Origin of the sequence: Streptomyces sp. NPDC097981 (genome assembly GCF_040302565.1) — a bacterium.
GTDB lineage: Bacteria > Actinomycetota > Actinomycetes > Streptomycetales > Streptomycetaceae > Streptomyces.
Genome location: NZ_JBEORW010000028.1, coordinates 1 through 20,786 on the forward strand (window position 1 = coordinate 1; position 20,786 = coordinate 20,786).

Annotated in this window: 19 protein-coding genes and 1 pseudogene; 8 read left to right on the forward strand and 12 right to left on the reverse strand. The window is 71.1% G+C overall.

The features are described 5' to 3' along the window. The coding region (locus ABTY04_RS25235) for an IS5 family transposase (RefSeq protein ID WP_352215666.1) at positions 1-695 on the reverse strand (695 nt) is incomplete at its 3' end. A gap of 212 nt (positions 696-907) precedes the next feature. Between ABTY04_RS25235 and ABTY04_RS25240 the strand changes: the two genes are divergently transcribed. Beyond that, positions 908-1,402 (forward strand): GNAT family N-acetyltransferase, encoded by a 495-nt coding sequence (locus tag ABTY04_RS25240; protein ID WP_352215667.1) that lies wholly within the window; start codon positions 908-910, stop codon positions 1,400-1,402. Positions 1,403-1,505: 103 nt separating this feature from the next. Here the strand turns inward: ABTY04_RS25240 and ABTY04_RS25245 are convergent, their stop codons facing one another. From ABTY04_RS25245 to ABTY04_RS25255, 3 genes are all read right to left on the reverse strand, one after another. After that, on the reverse strand, positions 1,506-1,676 hold the full coding sequence (locus ABTY04_RS25245) for a hypothetical protein (protein WP_352215668.1): 171 nt from the start codon (positions 1,674-1,676) through the stop codon (positions 1,506-1,508). A gap of 173 nt (positions 1,677-1,849) precedes the next feature. Beyond that, positions 1,850-2,053 (reverse strand): cold-shock protein, encoded by a 204-nt coding sequence (locus tag ABTY04_RS25250; protein WP_030299749.1) that lies wholly within the window; start codon positions 2,051-2,053, stop codon positions 1,850-1,852. Between the two features lie 596 nt (positions 2,054-2,649). After that, positions 2,650-3,939: an MFS transporter gene (locus ABTY04_RS25255; protein ID WP_352215669.1), complete on the reverse strand. Its 1,290-nt coding sequence runs from the start codon at positions 3,937-3,939 to the stop codon at positions 2,650-2,652. Positions 3,940-4,013: 74 nt separating this feature from the next. On the opposite strand from ABTY04_RS25255, the gene ABTY04_RS25260 reads away from it, so the two are divergent. Then, positions 4,014-4,844, forward strand: coding sequence for an NAD-dependent epimerase/dehydratase family protein (locus ABTY04_RS25260; RefSeq protein WP_352215670.1), 831 nt, complete (start codon positions 4,014-4,016; stop codon positions 4,842-4,844). A gap of 226 nt (positions 4,845-5,070) precedes the next feature. Here the strand turns inward: ABTY04_RS25260 and ABTY04_RS25265 are convergent. Then, a pseudogene (locus ABTY04_RS25265) lies at positions 5,071-5,160 on the reverse strand (AraC family transcriptional regulator); the annotation flags it as partial. A gap of 121 nt (positions 5,161-5,281) precedes the next feature. On the opposite strand from ABTY04_RS25265, the gene ABTY04_RS25270 reads away from it, so the two are divergent. Then, positions 5,282-5,872, forward strand: a complete 591-nt coding sequence (locus ABTY04_RS25270) for an HAD family hydrolase (RefSeq protein ID WP_352215671.1) — start codon at positions 5,282-5,284, stop codon at positions 5,870-5,872. 190 nt (positions 5,873-6,062) lie between these two features. Here ABTY04_RS25270 and ABTY04_RS25275 read toward each other — a convergent pair whose 3' ends face one another. Then, a complete protein-coding gene (locus ABTY04_RS25275) occupies positions 6,063-7,526 on the reverse strand; it encodes a DHA2 family efflux MFS transporter permease subunit (RefSeq protein ID WP_352215672.1) in 1,464 nt (487 codons plus the stop codon). Positions 7,527-7,636: 110 nt separating this feature from the next. Here ABTY04_RS25275 and ABTY04_RS25280 point away from each other — a divergent pair, with 110 nt between their 5' ends. Further along, positions 7,637-8,092 carry a MarR family transcriptional regulator gene (locus tag ABTY04_RS25280; protein WP_352215673.1) on the forward strand — a complete coding sequence of 152 codons (456 nt, stop codon included), beginning with the start codon at positions 7,637-7,639 and terminating at the stop codon, positions 8,090-8,092. A gap of 90 nt (positions 8,093-8,182) precedes the next feature. Here ABTY04_RS25280 and ABTY04_RS25285 read toward each other — a convergent pair whose 3' ends face one another. Next, on the reverse strand, positions 8,183-8,902 hold the full coding sequence (locus tag ABTY04_RS25285; protein WP_352215674.1) for an SDR family oxidoreductase: 720 nt from the start codon (positions 8,900-8,902) through the stop codon (positions 8,183-8,185). Between the two features lie 1,010 nt (positions 8,903-9,912). On the opposite strand from ABTY04_RS25285, the gene ABTY04_RS25290 reads away from it, so the two are divergent. The 3 genes from ABTY04_RS25290 (at position 9,913) to ABTY04_RS25300 (ending at position 13,127) form a co-directional block, all read left to right on the forward strand. Further along, complete coding sequence (locus ABTY04_RS25290; protein WP_352215675.1) at positions 9,913-10,986, forward strand: bifunctional DNA primase/polymerase; 1,074 nt, start codon at positions 9,913-9,915, stop codon at positions 10,984-10,986. Further along, a complete protein-coding gene (locus tag ABTY04_RS25295) occupies positions 10,983-12,563 on the forward strand; it encodes a DNA primase family protein (protein WP_352215676.1) in 1,581 nt (526 codons plus the stop codon). Before ABTY04_RS25290 ends, ABTY04_RS25295 begins: the two co-directional genes overlap by 4 nt. A gap of 180 nt (positions 12,564-12,743) precedes the next feature. Next, positions 12,744-13,127 (forward strand): DUF6009 family protein, encoded by a 384-nt coding sequence (locus ABTY04_RS25300; RefSeq protein WP_352215677.1) that lies wholly within the window; start codon positions 12,744-12,746, stop codon positions 13,125-13,127. 71 nt (positions 13,128-13,198) lie between these two features. Here ABTY04_RS25300 and tpg read toward each other — a convergent pair whose 3' ends face one another. From tpg to ABTY04_RS25325, 5 genes are all read right to left on the reverse strand, one after another. Next, positions 13,199-13,753 (reverse strand): telomere-protecting terminal protein Tpg, encoded by a 555-nt coding sequence (tpg, locus tag ABTY04_RS25305; protein WP_352215678.1) that lies wholly within the window; start codon positions 13,751-13,753, stop codon positions 13,199-13,201. A 6-nt stretch (positions 13,754-13,759) separates the two neighbouring features. Beyond that, the gene (gene tap / locus ABTY04_RS25310; protein WP_352215679.1) at positions 13,760-15,940 is read right to left on the reverse strand and encodes a telomere-associated protein Tap; all 2,181 of its coding nucleotides are present in this window, start codon (positions 15,938-15,940) and stop codon (positions 13,760-13,762) included. A 113-nt stretch (positions 15,941-16,053) separates the two neighbouring features. Continuing rightward, positions 16,054-17,019: a ParB/RepB/Spo0J family partition protein gene (locus ABTY04_RS25315; protein ID WP_352215680.1), complete on the reverse strand. Its 966-nt coding sequence runs from the start codon at positions 17,017-17,019 to the stop codon at positions 16,054-16,056. Beyond that, the gene (locus ABTY04_RS25320) at positions 17,016-18,296 is read right to left on the reverse strand and encodes a ParA family protein (RefSeq protein WP_352215681.1); all 1,281 of its coding nucleotides are present in this window, start codon (positions 18,294-18,296) and stop codon (positions 17,016-17,018) included. The genes ABTY04_RS25315 and ABTY04_RS25320 overlap by 4 nt, the downstream gene beginning before the upstream one ends. A gap of 215 nt (positions 18,297-18,511) precedes the next feature. Beyond that, positions 18,512-19,186: a ScbR family autoregulator-binding transcription factor gene (locus tag ABTY04_RS25325; RefSeq protein WP_352215682.1), complete on the reverse strand. Its 675-nt coding sequence runs from the start codon at positions 19,184-19,186 to the stop codon at positions 18,512-18,514. Between the two features lie 380 nt (positions 19,187-19,566). Between ABTY04_RS25325 and ABTY04_RS25330 the strand changes: the two genes are divergently transcribed. After that, positions 19,567-20,748 (forward strand): epoxide hydrolase family protein, encoded by a 1,182-nt coding sequence (locus ABTY04_RS25330; protein ID WP_352215683.1) that lies wholly within the window; start codon positions 19,567-19,569, stop codon positions 20,746-20,748. Positions 20,749-20,786: the final 38 nt, after the last annotated feature.

Below are 20,786 nucleotides of genomic sequence, written 5' to 3' on the forward strand. Positions count from 1 at the left end.
GTCTGCTCGACCACCCACCGCCTGGGCTGCGGGACGAATCCTTTGCCCTGGTCAGCGGGGTTGCGGCGGACGACCTCGACGTCGATGTCCAGCAGGGCGCCGTGGATGATGACCGCTTCCTTGAAGCCTTGGTCGACCAGGGCCTTCTCCAGGCGCATTCCGCACCGCTCGGCGGCCTGGTCGAGCAGGGCGGTGCCGGCGGCGTTGTCGTGCGCCGAGGCTGCCATGACGAAGACGCCGATGATCAGCCCCAGCACGTCGACGGCCAGTCCGCGCTTGCGCCCCGAGACGTTCTTGTTCGCGTCCAGCCCCGTCGTGGTCCTGGGAACACCCGCCGCGGCGCGGACGGACTGGGTGTCGATGATCACGAGGGACGGGTCCTCTAATCGGCGGGCCTTCTCCCTGACCTGGCAGCGAAGGAGTTCCTGGATCCGCTGGTCGAGCCCGTCCTCGCGCCACAGCCTGAAGTAGTAGAACACCGCCGACCAGGCCGGCAGGTCATGCGGCAGCATGCGCCACTGACAGCCCGTCCGGTTCTGACAGAAGATCGCGTTCACTACCTCCCTCAGGTCACAGGCCCCGGGATCCCCGGTCGCCGACCGCGCCACCCGGCCCTGTTTCCAGGCCGTGATCACCGGCTCGATCAACGCCCACTGCCCGTCCGACAAGTCGCTGAGATACGGCTCTCTCATCACGCCCCGTATCTCGGCATGGACATGCCCATCGAGCAGCCTGGACCGCGATCAGTAGCACGATCGAGTGATCACGAACGAAGAGGAGTCGGACTTAACGTCCGCTCAGAGCCTCCTCAAGCGGTCGGTGGACCGACCGGGTTCAGTGCGGTGGTGGTGCGAACTATCGTTCGCGGGTGACTACATCTCCTCAGTGGCCGCTTGTGGATCTCTTGATGACCCCTCGACTCGCACTCGAACCCCTGCGCGCCGAACACGCGCGGGAAGCCTTCCCGGTCTTCGACGACGTCCGGCTGCACACCTGGACCGGCGGGGAGCCGAGCTCACTCGCGGAGCTCCAGGCCCGCTACACCCGCCAGTCCGCGGGCAGGTCCCCGGACGGAAGCCAGGGCTGGCTGAACTGGATGCTGCGCCGGACGGAGGACGGCCGGCTGGCCGGAACGGTTCAAGCAACCTTGTACCGGGCCGAGAACGGGGAACTTGAAGCGTCCCTCGCCTGGGTGATAGGCGTCGAACACCAGGGCAGGGGCTACGCCCGCGAGGGGGCCCAGGCCATGGCCGCATGGCTGCGCACCCGTCAAGTGTCGGTCCTGGCGGCCTACATCCACCCGGAACACGCCGCGTCCGCGGGCGTCGCCCGCGCCCTCGGCCTGACGCCGTCTGACACGCTGGTCGACGGCGAGACCCGCTGGAGCACCTCCGGCCACTGACACCCGCCGGGGCGGGGCGTTCGGGACGTGGGCTCCTCGGTAGCGCACTCCCTGCCCGCGCCCGACACCGCACCGCCCGGGCCGCCCGTGCAGATGGTGGTGATCACCTTCCGGCCGGATACCGGACGTGGGGAATTCGCCGCACCTTGAGGTGCATCTCGGCTTCCTGCAGCCGAGCCTGCAGTTCGGTGATCTGTGCGCGGAGGCCGTCGGTCAGGGCCCGGACGGCGTCCTCCTGGATGCCGAACGCGTCGAGCAGGGGCTGGATGTTCACACGGTCACCGCCTGCGCATCACGCCAGGTGGGAGTGTTCACGCCGGTGAGCCGGCGGGCCATGACGTGGGGCATCGCCCAGTAGAAGGGCACGGTCCGCGCGGCACGCCGGTTGCGGAAGGTACAGCGCTGCCCCGGAGCGCATGCTCCGGGGCAGCGGATCCGTGCTGCGGGTCAGGCAGCGGTGATGTTCTCCGCCTGCGGGCCCTTCTGACCCTGCGTGATGTCGAAGGTGACGGCTTGGCCCTCCTGCAGCTCGCGGTAGCCCGAAGAGTTGATGTTGGAGTAGTGCGCGAAGACGTCCGGACCTCCGCCGTCCTGCGCGATGAAGCCAAAGCCCTTTTCGGAGTTGAACCACTTCACGGTTCCGCTGGCCATGGTCATGCCTCTCAGTCGATGTCGGGGCCGCACCACGCGGACCCTGAGGTGATCGCCCTGGTCCGGCACTGCACAGCAAAACGCCCACGCCAGGGCGCGGGCAGGTACTGCGAACCACGACAGCTGGAAGTGAAGCTACACGCCGAAACCGTTCATCACCAGAGAGCGACCATCTCCAGTCGTCGCACGGGCGGCCGGTCGCAGGCCGCCGACTTCGGCGGCGTGAGCAGAAGGCGCAGTAAGCACAAGCGGTGCGGTCGCCGCGAAGGCACCCAAGATGGCGGTCAGCTCGTATACGAAGGGCGAACCCATGGGGGCAGGGCGCCATCCGCTGACTCGGTGATCACCTCCCTGCCGCCCGGGAATTGTCGGGGCTGCGCCGCTCTGACCTCGAGGGCCTGCCGGAGGTGAGCGGGCAGCTTGGGGGCGAGCTTCTTGCGGTCCGCTCCCGGGCTCTTCCGTAGGAGGGGCTCACAGTGCCGGCCGGCTTCCGCTGGACCGTTCTGAGGGTTCTGGCGGTCGACTCATCGGTGAGCCCTGAGTATGGCCTGGCGTTCGGGGTGGGCAGGGCTTCAGCCACTGGGACCCCGCGGAAACTAGGCGGTGTCGAGCAGCGGGGCCTCGTCCGGCCGACCATGTGTGGCGCGGGCCGCGTCCTGGCGCGTGAGGCGGGTGCGCTCCGCCCATGCGGCCACCGGCGGGCCTGCCGCGCCCAGAGCCGCGAAGAACGCGCCGAGCAGCAGCCAGCCGGCGTGTCCGAGTCCGAGGACTGCTGTCGTGAGGACCACCGGGGCCAAGGCCTGTCCGGCGTCGAAGCCGATGCCGAAGAGGCCCTGGTATTGCCCTTGGGCGTGGTCGGGGGCGAGACCGAAGCCGAGCGCGAAGCCGCCCGAGGACTCCCACACCTCTCCGAGACTGTGCACGCAGACGGCGAGGATGGCGAGCCCTGGCGCGGTCCAGGATGGAACGTCCGCGGTCAGGGCCATCAAGGGGCAGCTGACCAAGAAGAGCAGCCCCGCGAGGCGGAATGCCCGGCCGCCCTGGCGCGGTGTTTCCACCCGGGAGCCGATCCTGCTCTGGAGCAGCACGCACACCCCGCTGTTGACCGCGTAGACCGCCGCCACCGTCCAGCGGGGCGCGTCGGTGTGGGCGGAGAGCCAGATCGGCAGGAGCAGGGAGACGGTCTGGTACTGCAGGCCCATGGCGCCGTAGAGCGCGACGAACGACACGAACGGCCGATCGGACAGGACGGCCCAGCGGTGGTGCTCCTCGGGCCGGGGCAGGGGCTGGTAGTTCGGGACGCCGCCCAGGGCGATCAGGCCGGCGCAGGCGAAGCTGGCGGCGTTGCCGAGGATGAGCGCGGTGTATGCCGGGCGGGTGTTGACCGAGACGGCGAAGGCGGCGCCGAGGGTGCCCAGGACCACGCCGAGGTTGACGAACGTGCGGAGCTTCGCCCTGAATGCGGCCGGGCGTTCGCCGCCGGCACGGGCGATGAGCGCACCGCCTGCGGCGCCGCTCGCCGTTGCTGCCAGCCGGTCCAGGGTGGCGATGAGCGTGAACGTGACCCAGTCGTGGATGAAGACGAATGCGGCCATCGTCGCGGCCTGCATCGCGAGGGCCGTCAGCCAGACCGTGCGCGGCCCGTACCGGTCGGCCAGGTTCCCGGCCGGGATCCCTGCCAGCAGCCCGGTCAGCCCGGCGATCGTGAGGCCGACACCGACCTGTGCGGCGGGCAGGTGCACCACCAGCGTGAAGTAGAGCACCGCAGCGGTGTTGAACAGCCCGTTGCCCACCCGGCTGACGAAGCTCGCGATGATGAGAGCGCGCTGCGGACCACTTGGCGCGGGCAGGCCGGATATCCGCGGCTCGGCATCCTTCGCGATCATGCCGAACAGGCTAACAGCGCCCCCGCCAGCACCCTCCAAGTACTCTGGATCGTCTCTCTGCTCGTTGGCTCGTCGTGCCAGAGCGTGCTTCCCGCGTTGCGCTCGACCGGCGACGGCCCGTCGCGGCACCCCCGATTGCGGGGCCGCACCAGGACGTCCTGGTCCACCTGGCTTCGCTGATCGGCTCCGACGAGCGGCAGTGCGCCGCCGTCAACACCGAGGGAACCGCGGCGCTGATGCATGAGGCCCGCCGGGCCGGTGTCGGACGGATCGTGCACCTGTCCACCTCGGCCGTTTACGGCTACGGACCACACCGTGGCATCCCTGTGGACGGTGTCGCTCCGGCGCCCGTTTCAGCCACCAGCCGGACGCGTCTGGCAGGCGAGGGGCCGGCCCTGGCCGCGGGGGCGGTGGTGCTCCGTCCCGGTCTGGTGATCGGGCCCGGAGACCGCTGGGTCGTACCGGGACTGGGACAACTCCTCGAAGCCACCGGGGCGCTGTGGGGAGGCGGGCGGGCTCTGCTGTTCCTGGTGGCGGGCGGCGATCTGGCCCGCCTCATCGCCCGCCTCGCGCTCGGGCACGGCCCGGGCGGCGGGACCGTCCGGCACGCCAGTCATCCGGAGCCGGTGCGCAGGGGCGCTCTGGTACGGGCGCTCGCCGGGCGGGAGATAGTGCCTCCGGTGGAGCGGGACCTCTCCGAAGCGGAGTGCCTGGAGCAGCTGGCAGCTTCCGGTTCCCGGTTGAGCCCGCGTCAGTTCTGGCTGCTCGCGCAGGACCACTGGTACGACAGCGCAGGGATCTGGGAGGCCGCCGGCTGCCCGCCCGGGCCGGGGCCGCTGGCCCGCCTGGACGAGGCGGCCGACTGGTACCGGGAGCACATGGCCCTCGTGGGGTCTGTCACATGAACGGCTCTGTCGCGCTCTCGGTGGTGACGTCGTATGACAGGCGTCGCCGGCATGAACGTGATGGATGCCAGGGAGCTTGTCGAGCTGGTGTTCCCGGGGTCGTCCCCGTTGGTGATCGCGGGGGTGACGGACGAGGGCGAGCGGATCTTGGTGTGGGCGCGAACGCCTGACGGGCCGGTTCAGTGCACGCGCTGCCTGCTGCGGCTGCTGGGGCTTGCTGACTTGTTCAGCCGTGCTCGGGCTCCACTGGGAGCCACAGTTCGGCGTCGGCTTCGGTCTTGTCCGGCGACAGGCGGGTATGCAGGGTCTCAGGGCCGGCTGGGAGGAGGTAGTCGGCTGCCGCCGAGATCACCCGCGGCCGGCACCGCAGCAACGGGCAGAAGGCGAGCGTGGACAGCCTTCGGATTCACGGGGTCGGGGCGCTATAGGCTGGCTTGGTGATCATCTCCCTGCCGCCCGGCGATTTTCGTGCCTACCTGTTCGACTGCGACGGCACGATCGCCGACTCCATGCCCCTGCACTACCTCGCCTGGACGCAGGCCCTCGGTGAGTGGGATTGCGTGTTCCCCGAAGACCTCTTCTACGACTGGGGCGGCCGGCCGGTTGCGGACATCATCGCCTCGCTCAACGAGAGCCACGGGCTGGCCATGCCGGTGGAAGCCGTCGCGCGCCGCAGGGAGGAGCTCTATCGCCGGCTCCTGCCGCAGCTCACCGCCGTCCCGGGAGTTGTGCCGCACATCGAGGACGGGTACCAGCGCATACCGATGGCCGTCGTCTCCGGCAGCACCCGCGACTCCGTCACCGTGTCGCTGACCACGCTCGGTCTTCTCGACAAATTCGACGTCATGGTGTGCGCCGGCGACTATGCGAAGCCCAAGCCCGACCCCGAGGGGTATCTCCGGGCGGCCGAGCACCTCGGTGTCCCACCGGAGGCATGCCTCGTCTTCGAGGACACCGACATGGGGATCCAGGCCGCCACGGCGGCAGGCATGGCTTCCGTCCGCGTCCCACCGCCCCGGCAGGGGTGAGAGGAACCTCTGAACCGACGGGTCGGGCCCGCGTGTCCTGACGGCTGGGCGGTGCAGGCCTCGTCCCGGGAGGCGGGCTGGTGGCCGCCTGCGCCATCGGCCGTTGACGTCCGACGTGCCGGTGCCGGCGCCCTGGTGACGGGGCGCCGGCACCGGCATTGCCGTGGGACCGGTCCGCGGCCCGGGTCCCTCAGCGGCCGGCCGCCGGCACCGGCTCCGCGCCGGCGGGGACGGGAGCGGCGGCGGGAGCCGCCGGGCGCTCCTTGGTGTGGTTGCGGACCAGGAGGCAGACGGCCGCTCCGGCGAGGAGGACGGCCACCGGCAGGACCGCGGTGGTGTGCAGGGCCGCGGTGAAGGCGGCGGCGTACGCCTTGCCGGTCGCCAGCTCGGCGGCGAGGCGGCCCTGCAGCAGCGCACCGACCGCCGCGGCGCCCACCACCGAACCGATCTGCCGGACCGTGTTGTTGACCCCGGAGGCGGCACCGGCCAGGTGGGGCGGGATGTTGCGCATGGCCTCGGTGGACATCGGGGCGATGATGCAGCCGACGCCGAGGCCGGTGGCCAGGGTGGCCGGGATGAAGGCGTACCAGGCGGTGGCGGGTGCGGCGATCAGGGCGATGGCGACGATGCCCGCGCTGTAGCAGGCGAGTCCGGCGAGCAGCACGTACTTGCCGCCGATGCGGTCGGCGAGCCGGCCGGCGAACGGTCCGACGGTCATCGACACCAGGGAGGACGGCGCGAGGACCAGGCCCGCCTTGATGGCGCTGAGGCCGAGCACGGACTGCAGGTAGAGGTTGAACGGCAGGACCAGCCCGAGCATGGCCACGGAGATCAGGCCGACCAGTGCCGTCATCGCGGTGAAGTTGCGGTCCCGGAAGAGGGCGAACGGGATGAGGGGTTCGCGGTCCTGCCGGCTGCGCTGGTGCAGCAGGAAGGCACCGGCCAGCGTGGCGCCGGCGGCCAGCAGGGCCCGGATCCCGGCGCCCCAGTGGTAGTGCTGCCCTTCCTGGAGGCCGAACGCCAGGCAGAACAGGGCCGCGCAGGAGAGCAGTACGCCGGTCAGGTCGAAGCGGTGGGTGCGCGCGGGCCGGATGTCGGGAACCACCAGGAACGTCAGCGCGAGCGCGGCAATGCCGATCGGGACGTTCACCAGGAAGATCCAGCGCCAGCCGATGGTGGAGACCAGGATGCCGCCGAGAGTGGGTCCCGAGAGGGTGGCGAGACCGGCGACCATGCCCCAGATGCCCATGGCGGTGCCGCGCCGGGCGGCGGGGAAGACGGAGACGATGAGGGTCATCGTCTGCGGGGTGAGCAGGGCCGCGCCCATGCCCTGGACGACGCGGGCGACGATCAGCGCGGTTGCGCCGGGGGCGAGCCCGCAGCCGATGCTGGCGAGGGTGAACACCGCGAGCCCTGCGGCGAAGAGGGTGCGCGGGCCGTGCAGATCGCCGAGCCGGCTCGCGGTGATGATCAGCGCCGAGAGGGCCAGGGCGTATCCGCTGACCACCCACAGGGTCTGGTCGAGCGAGGCTCCGAGGCCGCTCATCATGTCGGGGATCGCGATGTTCACGATCGTCAGGTCGAGCAGGGTCATGAAGAACCCGAGCGAGAGCGTCACCAGGACCGCCCCGGGGTTCGCACGCCACTTCTGCACGGTCCGCTCCTTCTGCGTTGCCGTCGGTCAGGCCGTCTGACACCACGACAGTAACCAATCTTTTTCGATACATCTATCGAGATGTATCGAGGGAGATGTAGTGTGGGGGCATGAATGCAGTAGAGCTGTTCCTGCTGGGGCGCACCCTCATGAAGATCGGCGAAGGGGCCATGCCCGAACCCGAGGGCGGCGGACGCCACGGCGGAAGCGTCCGGTCCGTCCTGATCGTGGCCAGCGACGTGGCCACCCACCCCGACAGTGCCGTGGGTGAGATCGCCACCCGCACCGGCCTGCCGCAGAGCCAGGTCTCCACCGCCGTCGCCCGGCTCAAGGAGGCCGGCGCCGTCATCACCGCCCCCGACCCCGCCGACCGCCGCCGCCTGCTGGTCCGCCAGGCCCCCGAGGTGTCCGGCCGGGTGGCCCAGGTACGGGCCGGCAGCATCGAGGACGCCCTCGCCTCCGCCCTGGGCGATGCGGCTCCCGAGCACCTCAAGGAGGTCGGCGACGCCCTGGAGGTGCTGGCCCGTCACCTTTCGCCGCAGGCCCCGGCCAGGATGCGGAGCTGACCGGCCGCCACAGCGCGGCCCGCCGCGGCCAACCCCACCGCCGGCTGGAGGCGGGCGGGCTGCGCGGCCGTCAGCTCCTCGTCTCCTGACCTACCAGGGCAGCGGACGCCCGTCGCGGAAGAACCCGCCGGTGGGCCCGGAGTCCGGGAGGGTGGCGGCCCACACGATTCCCGCGGCCCCCTCCCGTACGGGACGGCCGCCCGCCCCGCCCATGTCGGTCGCGACCCAGCCGGGGCAGACGGAGTTGACCAGGATCCCGTCGCCGCGCAGCTCGGCCGAGAGCATGCGGGTGAGGGCGTTCAGGGCCGCCTTGGAGGCGCTGTAGGCAGGGGTTCCGCCGCCCATGTTCGTCAAGGAACCCGCTTCGCTGCTGACATTGACGATCCGCCCGTGCCGGCCGGCCCGCAGCAGCGGGAGGAACGCCTGCGTGGTGCGCCAGGGACCGTACAGGTTGGTGTCGGCGGCCTCGGCGACCACGTCGAGGTCGGCCGTCGCGGCCCGCTGCCAGGTGTCGTACGTGATGGCCGCGTTGTTGACCAGGACGTCGAGCCGCCCGAAGCGTTCGGCGCTCTCGTGCGCGGCCCGCTCGATGCTCGGCCGGTCGCGCACATCGAGGGCCAGCGCGTGGACGTCGGCGCCCTCGGCCCGGAGTTCCGCCGCAGCCCGTTCGGCAGCGGACAGGGAACGCGCGGTCAGCAGGACGGTATGGCCGCGCGCGCCGAGCTGTCGGCACACTTCCCGTCCGATACCCCTGTTGGCGCCGGTGACCAAGGAGACGGTGCGCTCGCCGCCAGGCACGGAACTGGTCATTTCGCCGGCCGGTCCCGTCTCTCGCTCGTCCGGGGGCGCCGGACCTCTCCGCCGTCGGCACCAGTGTGCCGTCCGGGACCCCGGGAGCGCGCAGACACGGCAGCACGCGGCAGCGGACCGGGGAGAACTCGTACCGCCGCAGCCGTGTGCGAGGAGAAGGAGGCCGACGCGGTCGTCTTCTTCGCCCCCTGCACGCCCGGCAGGGACCGAATGCGGATGCCGCCCGCTCGGGGTCCGTCGGGCGGCGAGGCTCCTCGTGGTCTGCGTTCGGTCCCTGTCGGGCTCGGGGCCCCCTCCCCCGGTACCCCGTCCCCCTGGACCAGGTACTGAACGTCCCTGGGCACGCTTCGGTCCCTGATCCTTCAGTCACTGCATAAACCTGCAGGTCAGCGGGGTTCACGTCGGCGGTCAGGGACTGAAGGGACTCAACTTTGCAGTTATGAGCCGCATATGGCACTCCAGTCTTTTTATACGCCCGCGCATACACGCACACACGTGAGAAGTGGAAACAGTCATTTTGAGTCCCTTCAGTCCCTGTTGCCTGATGAGCAGGGCTCTGACCTGCGACTTTGCGGAGGGACTGAACGGAGAGGGACTGAAGCGGAATTCTCGGCGTTCAGACCCTGAGGGGAACGTGGGCCGAGTCGGGGTGGAGGGACTGAAACACAGGGGCGTGCGGGGGTGATCCGGGTAGGGGGCGGCACTTGAGCCTCGCTAGAGGGAGGGCAGGATCGTCGGGGGCGGGGCGCGACACGCCCGGGAGAGAGCCTGCTGTGGCCCGGTCACTTTTCCGGACCAACCAGGGTAAAACTTCAGGGACTGAGGGACTGAAGGGACTGAACTCTCGATACTGCGGTGGTTTCGGCCCGAGCGGCTGCAGTCCCTGCGGTAATCTCCGCGATAGTGAATCTTCAGTCCCTCTGGTCCCTGAGGTGTAGGTGAACGCGCACTTCAGAGGCTTGTGCCGGGACACGAGAAGCCGCCCCCGACACCGTGTCAAGGAAGAGACAGTGCCCGTCCAACCCGAGATCCCGCCGCGAGGCCTGCGCGGCGGGGCAGCGCTGGACGTGGCGACCTGGCTGGCCCTGCGGGGATACCCGGTGCACCCTCTGGCCCCGGGGACCAAGACCCCTGCCCCGAACTGTCCCGACTGCCGGGACGGCGGGCACGTGCCGCAGAAGTGTCCCTGCCGGTCCCTGCGTCGTTGGTGCCACGGGTTCCATGCCGCGACCACCGACCTGCCGACGCTGGAGCAGTGGTGGCGGACCGAGCCCGAGTCCGGGATCGGGGTCGCCTGCGGGCCCGCCGGTCTCGTGGTCATCGACGTGGACGCCCACGGCGCGGACCTGCCGGACCGGCAGCGCCTGCTGCCCGGCATCGCCATCGACGACCGCGTCGACCTGACCGGTCTGCAGAGCGGATTCGACACCTTGGCGCTCCTGGCCGCCCACCGGTCCCGGCCCGACCCGTGCCAGGACACCTCGACGTTGCGGGTCCGCACGCCTTCCGGGGGCATGCACATCTGGTACCGGGCGCCCCAGGACGGTCCGCGCTTCCGGTGTTCCAGCGGGTCGAGCCCGAAGGTCGCGCTCGCCTGGCAGGTCGACGTACGGGCCGTCGGCGGCTACATCGTGGCGCCCACGACGCGTACCGACGCCGGTGTCTACGAGGCACTGCCCGGGGCGCGGCTGCCTGCCGCCCTGCCGCTGTGGCTGGCGGCCGAGCTCGTCCGTACGGGGCACGGCGTGGAGGCCCCTCCAGCGCCCGCAGGAGCCCTTCCGCGCCCGCAGGGCCCGCGGGCGCGGAAGGCCGGACAACGGGTGCTCGCCTCCCTCCTGGACGAGGTGCGCGCCTGCGGAGCCAGCTCCTCGGGCACGGCCTTCAGCGAGAAGCTCAACCGGGCGGCCTTCACCGCGGGGGGACTGGCCGCCGCGGGGCACCTCACCGCACCGGAGTGCCGTCAGCTGCTCCTCGAAGCCGCGGACCACGCACGACCCCACCAGCCGCGCCGGAACGTCCTGATCGTCGACGCGGGGCTGCGCGCCGGAAGCGACCGACCGATCCAGCCCAAGGAACGCACATGAGCAGCGCCGGAAGCACGGGGTTCGACGCCCAGGCAGCGGCGGAACAGCTTGCCGCGTTCGCCACCGAGAGTGCCGGGCCCGGACGGAGGCTGCCCGCCCAGCAGGGCGCGGCCCCGGCCGCCGTCACCGCGGGCGACTTCGTCCAGGCCGGGTTGCTGAACAACCTGACCGACCGCGGCAACGCGAAGTTGTTCGCGCATCTTCACCACGACCGGTTCCGCCATGTCGAGGGACTGGGCTGGTACGTGTGGGACGAGTACCGGTGGAAGCGCACCGGCGGGGAGAAGGCGGCGATCTGGGCGGCCGGCGACATGGCCGAAGAGCTGCCCACCCACGACCCGCGCGGCGTGTTCACGGACCGGGAGCTGGCCCAGCACCGCAAGCGCGCCATGTCCACGTCGGGCGTGAAGGCCATGCTCACCCAGGCCAAAGCCTCGCCCGAGCTCGCGCTCGACCCCGACACGCTGGACGGCGACAAGTACGCCCTGTGCACCCCGGCCGGCGTGGTCGACCTGCGCACGGGCGACCTGCACAAGCCGGACCCCACACGGGACCTGCACTCGCGCGCCACGCACCTGGCGCCCGAGGCCATGCCCACGCCCAGGTTCCACCGGTTCCTCGACGAGACGTTCGGCGAGGACGACAAGGGCAAGGAGATGATCAACTTCCTCCATCTCCTGCTCGGGTACTCCATCACCGGCGACGTCGGGGGACAGGTCCTGCCCTTCCTGTACGGCGTCGGCGCGAACGGCAAGTCCGCGCTGCTCGACGTGGTCATCAAGATCCTCGGGGACTACGCGGACGTGGCACCGCCGGGGTTCCTCATGGAGCGCGGCAAGTTCAACGAGCACTCCACCGAGCTGACCGAACTGCACGGGCGCCGGCTCTTCGTCTGCAGTGAGCTCAAGCCGCACGACAAGTTCGACGAGGCCCGCGTCAAGCTGCTGACCGGCGGCGACCGCCTCAAGGCGCGCCGGATGCGGCAGGACTTCTTCAGCTTCGAGCCCACCCACAAGCTCTGGCTGCTCGGCAACCACCGGCCGGAGGTCGGTACCGGCGGCCACGCCTTCTGGCGCCGCATCCGCCTCATCCCGTTCGACAGGGTCGTACCCGACCACCGCAAGATCGACAACCTGGCCGAGGAGCTCGTGCGCGCCGAGGGCCCGGGCATCCTCCACTGGATGATCCAGGGAGCCGCGGCCTACCTGGCCACCAAGCCGTCCCTGACGGGCCCCACGGTCGTGCGCAATGCCACGCAGGCGTACGCCACGACCGAGGACCACATCGGGCGGTTCCTGGCCGAGTGCTGCACCACCGGCAGCGACCTCCCCGATCCGAGCGACCTCAAGGTGGAGCAGGGCGCCCTCTACCGCGCCTACAGTGCCTGGTGCGGTGGCGGGGAAGGACTGCGGCCCGCGACCACCCGCGCCTTCGCCACGCGCATCCGCGCCGAGGTCGGTGTCGCCTCGCCCGGTGAGATGCTCCGCTCGAACGGGCAGAAGTTCTACCCCGGACTCGCCCTCCTGGCCGACGACGACCAGGTGCAACGCGAGGCGAACAGGGCAACCACGGCGTGATGAGCCGACGCGTGCTGCCGCCCCGGGACCGGCACGCCTACGATGGACAAGGACGATGAACAGATCCACCACCCGGTCGCGCCCCACAGGTGCCGGCCGCATAGCGACATCGGCGCCGCTCGCGGCGTGGCGGAGTCAGGGGCCCCCAGGGGCCGACGTGAACGAGGAGGGACCCACGCCATGAGCTCGCTACTGTCAGCAAGCGATCTCGCCCACGAGGACAAAGTGGTGTGGCTGGAGAACCCTGAACGGCTCGACTACGTCCGGCAGGCCCTGGACAAGACCCCCCGCCGCCGGGGCAAGCCCCGCTACCACCGCGACGGGCGCATGATCGGGTTCACCGAGCTCGGCGACTCCGCGGAGGCGGACCCCGACAGCGGGCTCCAGAAGCGGCGCGTGTTCTACCTCCTGCCCCATGACCGGGACGCCGAGCCCGACGGTCTCTACAGGGAAGGGGCCCCGGGCGAAGCCGTCGACCCGCGTACGATCCAGCCCCGCCAGGTCGGCCGGAAGACGGAGCGCTCGCAGCGGGGGCTGTCCGCACCCACACCCACCGTTGCCTGATCTATTGGCTTCGGTCCCTTCAGTCCCTTCCGTCCCTCTCTTCCCCTTTTCGGGTTCTTCGGGTACCGGGATCAGAACGCGAAGTCGACGTAGTCGATGTCGGTGAACTCCACCAGCAGGCCGCCGGCGCGGGCGCCGTTGTCCTTGAAGTAGATCTCCTGGAGGCCTTCCGCGGCGATGGCGCGGAGCTGGGACTCGGTGGCGCCGGCCTCCTGGGCGGCGAAGAGCCGGCCCGCGTACTCCGGGGGGAGGTGCTGCGTGATGCGGCGCATGCGGCCGTCATCGGTGGTGCCGGGGGCGGCGGTGAAGCCGAACCGGGCGCGGGTCTCGATGACCAGGCCGGTGGTGCGCGCGGCCTCGTCGCGGGCGCGCCTGCGGACCAGGGGCTGCCAGCGGCGGCGCACCTCGGCCTCAAGGCGGGCGGCGAGCGCCGGTTTGGGCTGCCTGATCTGGTCCTTGACGTAGCGCTCGACCGTGCGCTGGGAGATGCCGAGCAGGCGTGCCGCCTCGCGGGTGGACTTGAGCTGCCTGACGAGGAAGCGCATCTGGGCGCCCGCCGATTTCGGGACCGGGCGGGTGAAGTGCTGCTCGTCGGCGCGGGTCAGGCTGTCGTCGATCTGGGACATGGGGGATTACTCTCCGTCGGCTGCCGCGTCGTGGCCCTTGATGTGGCGCGCGGGGTTGTGGTTCTCGTCGAGCATCTGAACGGCCCAGAGGAGGGGCTGGGTGCCCTCGTGCTTGACCATGCCGGGGCTGACGCCGAGACGGAAGCCGCCGGGCAGTGGCTTGCCCTCGGGGGTGCGGGGGAGGAAGTCGAGGGGGCTGGGGCCGTCGGAGAGGTAGACCGCGCAGTCGGAGAGGACGGCGATGGGGTACTGCCCGGCAGCCGTGGCGAGCTTGTTCATCTTGCGGTGCATGTTGACGCGGGCCGTGGAGATGACGGCGGCGCGGATGTCGGGGCGCCAGGTGGGGCGTTCGAGGGCGGGCCAGGGTTCGCCCGGGCGGTAGCCGGCGCCCTGGGGGCGTTCGCGGAGCTTGCCGATGCCGCCCTTGACAGTGGACTTGATGGCGGACAGGACCGGCTTGCGGATGGGGTGGGGGTGCTCCCGGAGCGCCGCCATGGCCGCCAGGAACTCGGACTCGGTGAGGGCAGAGGTCACGCCGAGGTCCGCCATCGTCGCCGTGTAGGCGTCGCGGAGCCGGGTGTACCAGGCGTCGAGGTACGGGCCGTTCTCCGGGCGGAGCCAGGCTTCGACGGGGTGGACGGGGTGGCCGAGCTCCTGGGCGTACGCGAGGGTCGGCGTCGCGTACCAGGCGGGTCCGGTCGGGGGCCGGCCGTGCGGGGTGAAGGGGCTGGGGAGGCGCGGGTCGAGGGCGATGGAGGAGAGGTCGACCAGCCAGCAGCCGGGGGTTTTGGGGTCGAAGCGCGGCTGTGAGGTGTGGACGGCCGGGCCCAGTCCGACCGCGAGGCGGTTCGCGGCTGCGGCGAAGGCCATGTTCACGTCGATGCCGACGGCGTGGGTGCGGGTGCACTCGGCGTCGGTGAGGAGCTGCGGGTCGCGGAACCAGTCGTACGCCTCTTCGTCGAGGACCTGGTCCGGGGTGCGCTGGTGGGCGCGGGGGTACAGCGCGGCGACCACGGGGTGCTCGTCGGGGGCCTCCGGGGGGGCCGGGTCGACGGGGCGGGTGAGGGAGCCGGCCACGGGGGCGGACTCCCAGGTGTTGGTGTCGGGGTTGCGGGCCGCCCGGGTGGGCGGGCGCAGGGCCGTCATGAGTTCGAGTCCGGTCACCGCGGTGGAGCCGCGGGGGGTGAGGACCCGGGTGGCGTACGTGGTGAGGAGCTCGGCGAGTTCGGGGGCGGCAAGGCCGGCGGTGTCCTCGCCCCAGGCGCGGGGATCGAGGGCGCCCCAGGGGAGGATCGCGAGCTGGACGCACTGGCGGCCGGTGGTGGGGGTGGCGGGGCGGTAGATGCGGGGCCAGGGGCCGAAGCCGCGGCGGGTGAGCTGCCACTTGTTCTTGGACAGGAGTTTGAGGGCGGGGTGGTTGTCCGGGAGGCGGAGGGCGCGGCGGTCCTCAAGGGTGGGCGGCAGGCCGAGGGCCGTGGTGGCGGCGGCGGTGAGGACGAGGAGCGGGTCGCCGTCCTTGCCGTTGCGGTGGAGGCGGGGGGAGCGGAGATTCGCGTCGGGGCCGAGGGCCCACGCGATGAGGGTGGGGAGGTCGGTGCAGGCCTTGGGGGGGAGGGGGAGGAGGAGGCCGTGCGCGGCATGGGCCTTCTCGCTGCCGTCGAGGACGACGAGCGGGCCGTGCCCTTCCAGCGGGGCGGCGGCGGGCCGGCTTTGGGCGGCCGCCGGCTTGGGGGCCTGCTTCCGGGGGGTGGCGGCCGCGGGGGCTACCGGGGGTGTGAGGGGTACGGAGGGTGCCGCCTCTGCCGGGGCCGGGGTGGGGGCCGGGGTGGGGGGCGGCGTTTTGGCGTTAACGCCGTTAACGGTCGGGGAGGCGGCCGGAGCCGGAGGGGCTGGGGCCGCCGCCGGGGTCTGCTCCGGTGGGACGGGCGCGGGGTGGAGGTCGGCAAGGCCCTCCAGGAGGCGGGCATAGGCAGCACGCTTGGGGGCGCGGGGGGCCGTGCGGCCCGTTTCCCAGGAGGTGACCGTTTCGCGGCGGACGGAGAGGGCGTTGGCGATCTGCTCCTGGCTCAGGCCGGCGGCCTCGCGCAGGCGCTTGCGCTCGTCCGGGTGCGGGAGCGGGTCCTGGGCGGCTGCTTCTTCGAGCAGCGCGTCGACCGCTGCGAAGAGGCTCTCTTGTTCGTTGGGCATCGGTACTACCTCCGGCAACAGCCTATGCGAATCGCACCGCCGAACACACATGAAACGCACGTGGGGGCGTTAACGGCGTTAATGCCGTCAGCGCCCCCGTCGTGGGTGCCGCCTCAGATGCGGGTCATGAGGAGCTCGGTGACGGCCTTGAGGTCGTCCGGGGTGAGGTGGGCGGTCAGAGCGTCCGCGATGGTCTCCGGGGAGTCCGTAGCGATCGAGATCCGGGGAGCAGGGGGAGTGGCGTTAACGGCGTTAACGGCGTTAACGGTCTGCGCCGCTTCCGGGGTGTCTGCGGCGTCCACGGGCTCCACGCCGTTAACGGCGTTAACGCCGTTAACGGTCCGAGTGGTGTGGGCGCGCTGGCGGGGAGGCGTGACGGCATTGATGGTTTCGTCGGCTGCCGCCTCCTGGCGCTCCTGGGGGAGGCGGCCGATGCGGCGGGCCGGTTCCACCTTGAGCTCGCCCGTCTCGACCTTCTCCTGGAGGCTCGGGGTGAGGTTCAGGAGGGTCAGGCGCTGCGAGACCCAGGCCGCCGTCTTGCCCAGCCGCTTGGCGACCTGCGCCTGGGAGCCGTGGACGTCGACGAGTTCCTGGAGGGCGCGGGCCTGGTCCATGGGGGCCACGTCCACGCGGTGGACGTTGGCGATGAGCGCCGATTCGAGGATGTCCGCGGCGGAGGCGGAGAGGGCGTCGTTGACGTGGATGTGCATGGTCTTGAGGCCGGCCAGCTGGGCCGCGGCAAGACGGCGGTTGCCGTCGATGACCACGTACGGGGCGCGCCCCAGGCCGTCCGTTTGGCCCGGGTGGGCTTCCATGAAGGCCATGCGGGTGGCGACCGCGAGGGGCTGGAGCTGGCCGCGGGAGATCAGGGACTGGGCCAGTTCGTCGAGTTCGGTGAGGTCCTCGCGGAGGTTGAACGGGTTGTGGGCGAGAGCCTCGATGGGGACCTCGGACGGGGGGACGACGCCGGAGGTGGGGGCTCCGGTGGCCTCCGCGATCGCCGCGCGGCGAGAGCTGACGCCGACGGGCTGGGCCCGCGCGAAGGACGCCGAGACTCCGAGTTTGTCGGCCTTGCTCATGAGATCTCCCTGGCGAGGGCGCGCAGCGCGACCGCTTGGTCGCCCTTGGGCGCGTAGACGAAGAGGGGCTGCTTCACACGGACGGCTTCGCGCTGTTCCTTCAGGTCGGGTACGACGGCGACGACGCGCGGATCCTTTATGTCCATCCAGGCCTGGAGCGAGGAGGTCGCGATGTAGCCGCGGCGGCCGTCGTAGAGGTTGACGACGAGGCCGAGGTAGTCGATGTCGAGGCTGAGGTCGTCGCGCAGGTCGTTGATCTGGGAGGTGAGGAGGTCGTACGCGTCGGCCGACGAGTCCTCCGCCTGTACGACGATCAGCGCGCCCGAGGCGCCCGGCTGTTCGGTGTCGCGGCGGCGCCCGTAGTAGATGGCGGCGTCCATGCTGAGGCCGAGGCTCGGCGGGCAGTCGATGAGGATGACGTCGTAGTCGGATTCGACGGGGGCCAGGGCACGTTCGAGGGCGGCCTCGCGGGCACGGACGGTGGAGAGGCGGACGTCGAGGAGGAAGGCGTCCGTGCAGGCGGGCAGGATGTGGAGGCGGTCGCCGAAGCGGTCGTCCTGGATGGGGGCGATCAGGTCGGCGAGGGGGCCCTTGGCCTCGCCGGCCATGTGGCAGGTCAGGCTGTCGCCGCCGATGGGCAGCGGCTGCTGGCCGAGCTGCTTGGTGAGGTGCCCCTGGGGGTCGAAGTCGACCAGCAGGACGCGCATGCCGAGGCCCGGGAGGTCTTCCAGGTCGAGCGGGGTCGTCTCGGGGTGGGGGTGCCCGCCGGGGTTCGGGCTCTGATCGCCGCCTTCGGAGGCCGAGAGGCGGGCCAGCTGGCGGGCGATGCGGACCGGGTGGAGGGTCTCCGGGTCCTCGGCGAGGGCCTCGGCGGTGCCGGCGGTGATGGCGGTCTTGCCGACCCCGCCCTTCTGGTTGCACACGACGATGCGGCGTACGACGGAAGGCCGCTTGACCGTGGGCGCCGGATTCATCTCCAGCCAGAGGCGGACCGCTTGGGCGAGACCCTGGATGAGGGAGACACCTCGGTACTTGGAGTCGGCGCGGAAGGACTCCCACTGGCCGGCAGGCAGCCAGGTGGAGAACGATTCGGCGCCCGAGGTGTCCACGGGGGAGGGAGCGGAGGCGAGGGCGCTCCAGTGGGCGATGCCCTGGTGGACGGCGTCCTGGATGTCGACCCGCAGTTGGGCGGTGCGGATTTTCAACTCCTGGCGGAGCCACGGGGGGAGCTTGGAGACGACCTTCTCTCGGTCGCTCTGAGGCGAGGGCGAAGTCATGAGAGGGACTTTACTAACGTTCGCGGGCCGATGTGGGCGCCGCGCTTGGGTTTTGCTAACGAAATGGCATGGGTGGGGGTACGCATGCGGTGTCCGCGTGCCGGGCCCGCGTGCCGTGACCGGTTCCGGGTACGCGACAGGGCGGCCTCGCACACGCCGTAGCGAGCACCCCCGTGGTTCGCCACGGCGTGTGCGAGGCCGCCCTGGATACGTCGTCAGCCGACGGGCATCGCCGGGGAGTCCGGGGCGGCAAGCCCGAGTTCGGCCCGGCACTCGGGCGAGCCGGCCGGGTCGAAGCGGGGGAGGCGGTGCGCGGGCACGATCCCCGGGAGCAGGAAGTTCCACAGGTCGATGACCCGGGTGTGCAGGTCGTCCCGGCCCGTGCGGACGTGCGAGGTGACCTGGATCCCGGTGAACGAGCCGACGAGGAGCGTCGCGAGGTCGTACACGTCGAGCGACGGGAAGATGTCGCCGCACTCCTGGGCCGGCTTCAGACAGCCGTGGGTGGTGTCGATCCAGGTGTCGTACGGGGTCGGGTCCGGGTTGGTGAAGGAGCCGAACTCGATGACCAGACGGATGCCGGCACGGATGCGGACGTTGGCGCGCAGCCCGTGCGCCATCCGGTGGGACAGGTCGATGACCGTCTGAAGGCCGGGCTCCTCGATGGCGGGGACGTCTTCGGAGACCTGGAACTGCTCGTCCATCAAGGTGCGGGCGAGGGCTTCCTTGGACTGGAAGTGGAAGTACAGGGCGCCCTTGGTGACTCCGGCCTGCTTGACCACGTCGCTGAGGCTGGCGCCGCCGAAGCCGTGGCGGTCGAACGCGACGGCCGCTCCGTCGAGGATCGCCTGCCGCGTGATCTCGGCGCGTTCCTGCCGGGCCCTTGCCATGGGGTGTCTCCTGCCACTTGCCGGTGCTGCTGGGTGCCGCTGGGTTTCCGTGCCCAAATCTAGTGGGGCGGCGGCAAAGAAAACCAGGCGACAAGTATTTTTAAGCGGGGGCCGGGCGTTAACGGCGTTAACGGTCCGCGCCGCGTGGGGGTGGGGCGTTAACGGCGTTAACGGTCCGCCCGGGTGGAGGCTGGGGCGTTAACGCCGTTAACGGTCCCGCGCCGGGTGCGGGGTGGGCGTTAACGGCGTTAATGGTCCGCGCGGGGCGCCATTGCGCGAGGGCTCTGCCCCCGGGCCTCGAACGCCGGCGGGGCTGGATGTGGGCCTGGGAGGCGTTAACGGCGTTAACGCCGTTAACGGGGGCGGTCTAGCATGCGGGGATGGCGGATCTTGGGGAGTGGGCGCAGGCGTTCCGGCTGGAGGTCGAGGAGCGGGAGCTCGAAGATCTGGCGGGGCGGTTGGACCGGGTGCGGTGGCCCGATGAGTTGCCGGGGGTGGGGTGGGCCTACGGGATGCCGCTCGGCGAGCTGCAGGAGCTCGTGCGCTACTGGCGTACCGGGTACGACTGGCGGGCGGCCGAGGCGCGGTTGAACGAGTGGCCGCAATACACCACAGTCATCGACGGGGCGCGGGTGCATTTCGCGCACATCCGGTCGCCCGAGGCGCATGCCACGCCGCTGTTGATGACCCATGGCTGGCCCGGCTCCTTCGTGGAGTTCCAGCGGGTGGCCGGGCCGCTGACCGATCCGCGGGCGCACGGCGGGGATCCTGCCGATGCCTTTCACCTGGTGCTGCCCCACATCCCCGGCTTCGGCCTGTCCGGTCCGACCCGGGAGGCCGGCTGGGAGTTCAAGCGGGTCGCGCGGGCCTTCGGCGTGCTGATGGAGCGGCTCGGGTACGAGGCGTACGGGGTGCAGGGCGGGGACTGGGGGGCCGCCGTTTCGCGGGAGCTCGGGAGGACCAGGCCCCGGAACGTCGTCGGGGTGCACCTGAACCTGCTGCCCGGGGGCGGAGCCACCGAGGAGCCGCGGGCCGAGGAACTGGCCGGGCTGAGCGCGGCCGAGCGGGAACGGACACTGGCCTCGTGGGAGCGGTACCGGGTCTGGGCGCGGGAGCGGCAGGGGTACGCCGACATCCAGGCGACCCGGCCGCAGACCCTCGCGTACGGGCTCAACGACTCACCCGTCGGGCTGCTCGCCTGGATCGGGGAGAAGTTCGCCGAGTGGAGTGACCCCGGGTGTCCGATCGACCGGGACCAGATGCTGACCAACGTGATGTTGTACTGGCTGACGGGGACCGCCGGGTCCGCCGCGCGGATCTACTACGAGCGCGCGCATGCCGACTATTACGGGCTGCCGGCCGAGGTGTCGACAACGCCCAGCGCGCTGGCCGACTTTCCGCGGGACAACTTCATCCCGCTGCGGCACATCGCGGCGCGCACCGACTCCTTCGTGCGCTGGACCTCGTACGACCGGGGCGGGCACTTCCCCGCGATGGAGGTGCCGGAGCTGCTGGTCGGAGACATCCGGGCCTTCTTCCGGCAGCTGCGGTCCGGGATGTGAAATGCCGTGCAGGGGCCGCCGTACGGTGGTGATGATCG

What these genes read in the sequence shown, in the direction of transcription:
- ABTY04_RS25240 (WP_352215667.1), top strand. Translation starts at nt 908, where the DNA reads ATGACCCCTCGACTCGCACTCGAACCCCTGCGCGCCGAACACGCGCGG.
- ABTY04_RS25250 (WP_030299749.1), bottom strand. Translation starts at nt 2,053, where the DNA reads ATGGCCAGCGGAACCGTGAAGTGGTTCAACTCCGAAAAGGGCTTTGGC.
- ABTY04_RS25255 (WP_352215669.1), bottom strand. Translation starts at nt 3,939, where the DNA reads ATGATCGCGAAGGATGCCGAGCCGCGGATATCCGGCCTGCCCGCGCCA.
- ABTY04_RS25280 (WP_352215673.1), top strand. Translation starts at nt 7,637, where the DNA reads ATGAATGCAGTAGAGCTGTTCCTGCTGGGGCGCACCCTCATGAAGATC.
- ABTY04_RS25285 (WP_352215674.1), bottom strand. Translation starts at nt 8,902, where the DNA reads ATGACCAGTTCCGTGCCTGGCGGCGAGCGCACCGTCTCCTTGGTCACC.
- ABTY04_RS25295 (WP_352215676.1), top strand. Translation starts at nt 10,983, where the DNA reads ATGAGCAGCGCCGGAAGCACGGGGTTCGACGCCCAGGCAGCGGCGGAA.
- ABTY04_RS25300 (WP_352215677.1), top strand. Translation starts at nt 12,744, where the DNA reads ATGAGCTCGCTACTGTCAGCAAGCGATCTCGCCCACGAGGACAAAGTG.
- tpg (WP_352215678.1), bottom strand. Translation starts at nt 13,753, where the DNA reads ATGTCCCAGATCGACGACAGCCTGACCCGCGCCGACGAGCAGCACTTC.
- tap (WP_352215679.1), bottom strand. Translation starts at nt 15,940, where the DNA reads ATGCCCAACGAACAAGAGAGCCTCTTCGCAGCGGTCGACGCGCTGCTC.
- ABTY04_RS25315 (WP_352215680.1), bottom strand. Translation starts at nt 17,019, where the DNA reads ATGAGCAAGGCCGACAAACTCGGAGTCTCGGCGTCCTTCGCGCGGGCC.
- ABTY04_RS25320 (WP_352215681.1), bottom strand. Translation starts at nt 18,296, where the DNA reads ATGACTTCGCCCTCGCCTCAGAGCGACCGAGAGAAGGTCGTCTCCAAG.
- ABTY04_RS25325 (WP_352215682.1), bottom strand. Translation starts at nt 19,186, where the DNA reads ATGGCAAGGGCCCGGCAGGAACGCGCCGAGATCACGCGGCAGGCGATC.
- ABTY04_RS25330 (WP_352215683.1), top strand. Translation starts at nt 19,567, where the DNA reads ATGGCGGATCTTGGGGAGTGGGCGCAGGCGTTCCGGCTGGAGGTCGAG.